Source organism: Bacillus sp. JJ864 (genome assembly GCF_036963045.1).
In the GTDB taxonomy this organism is placed as follows: Bacteria; Bacillota; Bacilli; order Bacillales; family Bacillaceae_G; genus Bacillus_A; species Bacillus_A pseudomycoides_C.
In genome coordinates, this window is record NZ_JBALLY010000197.1 from 1 (window position 1) to 4,027 (window position 4,027).

Sequence of the window (4,027 nt, forward strand, 5' to 3'; positions counted from 1 at the left end):
AAAAAATAAAAAGTAATAAAAATATAAAATCATTTTATAAAAATATTAAAAAAAACGAAAAATAATAATATAATGATTATAGGATTTTATATTTTTATAAATAAAGGAGTAACAAATTATTATGAAACCTTTTCTATCAGCATGTTTAATTGTAAAAAATGAAGAAGATATGTTACAAAGATGTTTAGAATCCCTGCAAGATGGAGTAGATGAGATTATCGTTGTTGATACAGGATCTACAGATAACACAAAGAAAATTGCAAAAGAGTTTACAGATAAAGTATATGATTTTGAATGGACAAATGATTTTGCTGAAGCACGCAACTTTGCTGGTTCTAAGGCAAGTGGTGAATGGATTTTTGCAGTTGATGCAGATGAATGTGTAGAGAAAGGAAATATAGAAGTAGCTATAAAAGAAATGAAGTCAAATGGGGAGGAATATAACACTTATAGTGTAGAGATTATTAGTTTTTTAGGTGAAGAAGGGCAAAATACAACAGCACATAAAATGAATCGAATATACAAAAATGATGGGACAATTCGTTTTAATGGCGCAATTCATGAACAATTAGTAGCTGTGTCTGGGACACAAAAATTCAGATTATCATCGCTTACATTGTACCATTATGGTTATTTAGCACATGTAATTGAAAAACAAGATAAAAAGAATCGTAATTTAAAAATAATAAAACAAGATTTAAAATTAGGAGAGAATAAAGGATTTTCATATTTTAACTATGGACAAGAATTACGTAGATTAAAAAAGACAAAAGAGGCACTAGATACTTTTGTAAAAGCATATCAACATAAAGAAAGTATAGATGAAGAATGGGTACGGATATGTCTATTTTTTATTATAGAAAGTTTAATGGAATTAAAGCGATATGAAGATGCATTGAAGATTGTTGAGGATGCTGAAATAATGTGGCCATCAGCTCCAGATTTTATCTTTTCAAAAGGAGATATTTATCTTTTACAAAAGCGTTTCGATGATGCGAAACAAGTTTATCAAGCTATTTTAGCAAATCAGGTAACATATAGTGACGTAGTTTATCATTTTGATTGTAAATCCTTCTTACCTCAGGAACGACTGGGGGGAATTTGTGAAATTGAAAAAAATGATGAAGAAGCATTGAAACATTATATTAAAGTCTTAAATGAGAATGAGTCATCGCTTCCTATTATTAGTAGTATAGCGCGAATTTTAAGTAAATATCATACGGCAAAAGAAGTTTATGGGTTTTTATTAAACCAAAATATTGTTAAAACAGATACAATGCGTTTAAATGTCATCAAATATCTTCTAAGTGAAGGATATGCTGATTTGGCTGTAGAATTAACAAATGATTTAGAAGCGGGAAATAAAAAACTAATAAAAGTAATTAATTTAAAAGGAAGTATGATTGCTAGTTCATCTAATGAAGATGAGACATTAATTTTTGAGAAGCATGATGTATTATTAGGGATTCAAGAAGGAATATTTGATCTCGCTGATTTATGTGTTTTATATCACATTACAAAAGATGAATTTATAGCAGAAAAGATTAAAAGTTCAAAATTCAAGCATATATTTACATGTTTATTCGAAGAATTAAAACGTTCTAAAAAGATGAAGCAAGAGGAATATTTAGCAATTTTGAGAAGAGCACTTCGTTATAAGCAAGTAGATTTTGTTGAAAGCCTTATTGCATTAAAGAAAAGCGTTCATAAAGATATTGATGCAAAAATTGCAGATTTATTTTATGAGAATGGTTATGAGGATATTGCAATAGATTTTTATGAACGGTTAGATCGAAATCAAATCACGAAACAAGGTTATGTGAATATGATTGAATGGTTTATTTCTCAACATGTATTTGAAGAAGCTTATCTATTGGCAACAGAAGCAATAGATAAGTTTAAAAAAGATTTTCGGTTTTATAAGTATGCTATTGAAACAACACAAAGTAATCGAGGAACAATTGTGACGAAAGCACTTCGTGAATTTCCGGATAGTAACTGGTTAAAACTTAAATAGGTGAATCATTTTTTAACAACAATAAACTTTGTTCATTGAAAACAGAGTTTATTGTTGTTATTAAGAGAATATAATGCAATAGTTCGATATTATACTAAAGTAAGAGAGGAAGGCGTCCAAAAACTAACTTGAGTATTTGTTTGAACAAAAATATGCAGATGTGTAATATTCCGATCTACATGTGATTCTGCTGTAAAATTAATCATATTATCAATATCACCTTTAATAAATGTGTAATTTGAGATGGTCTTAATATTATTGAAATTCTCTAAATTACCCGCATAGGTAGGGGTATCTAAATTGGACAATCTGATAAGTTGCACCTGTTTTTCGTAAAGCAACTTGCTGGAGGAGGGGAGTTAAGTCCTGACTGTAAAAATATTGTCTTCTAAAATAAGTGCAACATTGTCATTACCAATGAAATCTTCTCCGATTAGAAATGCTTGTGCTAATCCTTCGGGAGACTACTGCACGGCATATGATAAATGAATTCCTAAATTTTCCCCATCACCGAAAATTTTTTCGAATCGCTGAATATCTTATGGTGTCGAAATAATTAAAATATCTGTAATAATTAAGACGGATAAAGGATAATAAATCATCGGTTTGTCGTATATAAGTAATAATTGTTTTGAAATCACTTTTGTTAGTGGATAAAGTCTTGTACCGCTATCACCTGCAAGAATAATACCTTTCATGTTGTACTCGCTCCTAAATATCTTCATTTTGAGTTGTATTTGTACATAATAATAGCTTGTGTTATTATAATATTTTTAAATCTAAACATATCAGTGGTTTTGTTAATATTTTATATTTATAGAAGGAATGATATTGAAAATTAAATAAGAGAAAAGAGGAAAGAAGAGTGGTTATAGTAATAAATATGACAAATACAGAATATAAAAAACACATCCCATAAAGAGATGTGTTTTTTTATATTACACAAATGAATTATTGTAATAATTTGCTGATCATTTGTGGAGTTTGGTTTGCTTGAGAAAGCATGCTGATACCAGCTTCGTTTAAGATTTTGAATTTTGTCATTTCAGACATTTCTTTTGCCATATCAGCGTCTTCGATTTGAGAAGCAGAAGCTGCCATGTTGATAGCTTGGTTGTTTAAGTTTTCTACGTTGAATCCTAAACGGTTTTGTGTAGCACCAAGGTCAGCGCGTTTTCCAGCAACAAATGCAAGAGCGTCATCAATGCTCTTAACAGATGCTAAAGCGTCAGCTTCAGTATCGATTTTAGATGCATTAACAGTGATTGAAGTTGTATCGATTTTAGATAAAACTACTTTAATTTGTTGACCAGCAGTAGAACCGTCAAGTGTTTCGATGTTAACAGTTTGGTCAGCATCTAATAAATGTTTGTCGTTAAACTCTGTATTAGCAGAAATGTAATCGATTTGGTCTTTTAAAGCTGTGAATTCTTTGTTTAAATCTGTTTGGTTACCAGTGTTGTTCGTACCGTTTGCAGATTGAACAGCAAGGTCACGCATACGAGTTAAAATGTTAGATACAGAACTTAAAGCAGATTCTGCAGTACGGATCATAGAAATACCGTCTTGTGTATTTTGAGTAGCTTTTCCTAAACCACTCTCACGAGCACGCATACGAGTAGCGATTGCTAAACCAGCTGCGTCGTCAGCTGCAGTGTTGATGCGTTTACCGCTTGATAAACGGTTCATAGAAGTGTTCATTTTGTCTTGGCTTTGGCGCATGTACTCTTGAGTACGCATGCTGTTGATGTTAGTGTTAATTCTCATAATTAAAACCCCCAAATTTTTTTGTTTTTGTTAATTGATCTTTCCTTGAATCTTTTTATTAAGATATTCGGATCAATCAACCACAACCTTATTGTAATCTGTATTTCATAATATGTCAACACTTTATCGGAATAAATGAATATAAAAATACTAAATATAAAAATTATAGTGATAGAAATTGGTTTAACCCTTATGTATCAAGGGTTTTGAGAACATAGAGAATAAATAACTTCACATATTTTT

At 30.4% G+C, this 4,027-nt stretch carries 2 protein-coding genes and 1 pseudogene; 1 reads left to right on the forward strand and 2 read right to left on the reverse strand.

The features are described from left to right. Nucleotides 1–121: 121 nt before the first annotated feature. Nucleotides 122–2,017: a tetratricopeptide repeat-containing glycosyltransferase family 2 protein gene (locus tag V7024_RS22490; protein ID WP_335524129.1), complete on the forward strand. Its 1,896-nt coding sequence runs from the start codon at nucleotides 122–124 to the stop codon at nucleotides 2,015–2,017. Nucleotides 2,018–2,332: 315 nt separating this feature from the next. On the opposite strand, the pseudogene V7024_RS22495 reads toward V7024_RS22490, so the two are convergent. Both V7024_RS22495 and V7024_RS22500 read right to left on the reverse strand, forming a co-directional pair. Continuing rightward, nucleotides 2,333–2,715: pseudogene (locus V7024_RS22495) on the reverse strand (sugar phosphate nucleotidyltransferase); the annotation flags it as partial. A gap of 253 nt (nucleotides 2,716–2,968) precedes the next feature. Beyond that, nucleotides 2,969–3,784 (reverse strand): flagellin, encoded by an 816-nt coding sequence (locus V7024_RS22500; protein WP_335524130.1) that lies wholly within the window; start codon nucleotides 3,782–3,784, stop codon nucleotides 2,969–2,971. Nucleotides 3,785–4,027: the final 243 nt, after the last annotated feature.

What these genes read in the sequence shown, in the direction of transcription:
- V7024_RS22490 (WP_335524129.1), top strand. Translation starts at nt 122, where the DNA reads ATGAAACCTTTTCTATCAGCATGTTTAATTGTAAAAAATGAAGAAGAT.
- V7024_RS22500 (WP_335524130.1), bottom strand. Translation starts at nt 3,784, where the DNA reads ATGAGAATTAACACTAACATCAACAGCATGCGTACTCAAGAGTACATG.